The organism is Aerococcus sp. L_32, from assembly GCF_050689315.1.
The window spans coordinates 1-770 of sequence record NZ_JBOEQF010000882.1 but is presented as its reverse complement, the minus strand read 5'-3'; the positions used below and the strand labels follow the sequence as shown (position 1 = coordinate 770).

The following is a 770-nucleotide window of genomic DNA, read 5'->3' as shown; positions in this document are numbered from 1 at the left end:
TTGTGTCCCGGTCTTCGTTGTTGGCATAGTTAAAATGGCCATATGAGGGTTGGTAGCGGTGATTATGATCTTTTTCGGCTAGATAATAATCCATCTGCTGACGGTCGTCTCCTTGACCCTCTCTTTGATAGGTCTTTTTAGGCGGAATTTGCCGTCCAGAAGATTGGTCCTCCCCCTGGTTATACCAGTTCATGTAATTGGGGAAAGTAATTGGATTGTCATTTTTCTCGTGTAACAAAGAATCATTCTCCTTATGATAAAATGGGACAAATTGTTCAGGCTGATTTGCGGACTTCTCTTCAAATCGCTGCCATTTATCCTTAGAATGTCTCAGTTTGTCATGCTCTCGACTCAACTACTCACCCCCAACACAATACATGTATAGTTTGCCTAATCAGACCGTATAATATCTGCTAAGCGTCAACGAAATGTTCACTGTTAATTTTATCAAATGATGTTCCAACTGGCACGTCATTTTTAATTTCAAGGATACCTTTTCGTACATGTTCAGGGTCGACACCTAATTCAAATGCAGAAGTTAACATACCGTAGCTTGAAACGCCACGCAGTTCACCTTCCCAAATCACTTGACCATTTGGCATTACAGCACCTGGCAAGGCCGCCACTACAAACATCCCTTCGCGGACATTTGGCGCACCACAAACAATTTGAACAACCTCATCTGGGCCAATTTTGGTTTGCGTAATATGCAAGTGGTCAGAACCTTCTAAATCCTTCACTTCTAAAACTTCAGCCACGACTAAACGCGG

The 770-nt window shown here is 42.6% G+C and carries 1 protein-coding gene and 1 pseudogene; both read right to left on the bottom strand.

Going from position 1 to position 770, the window contains the following annotated elements:
• Positions 1–355: pseudogene (locus tag ACRCJ0_RS17100) on the bottom strand (hypothetical protein); the annotation flags it as partial.
• 58 nt (positions 356–413) lie between these two features.
• Positions 414–770 (bottom strand): YtpR family tRNA-binding protein (gene ytpR / locus ACRCJ0_RS17095; protein WP_431391354.1); only part of this gene is annotated, 357 nt, incomplete at its 5' end.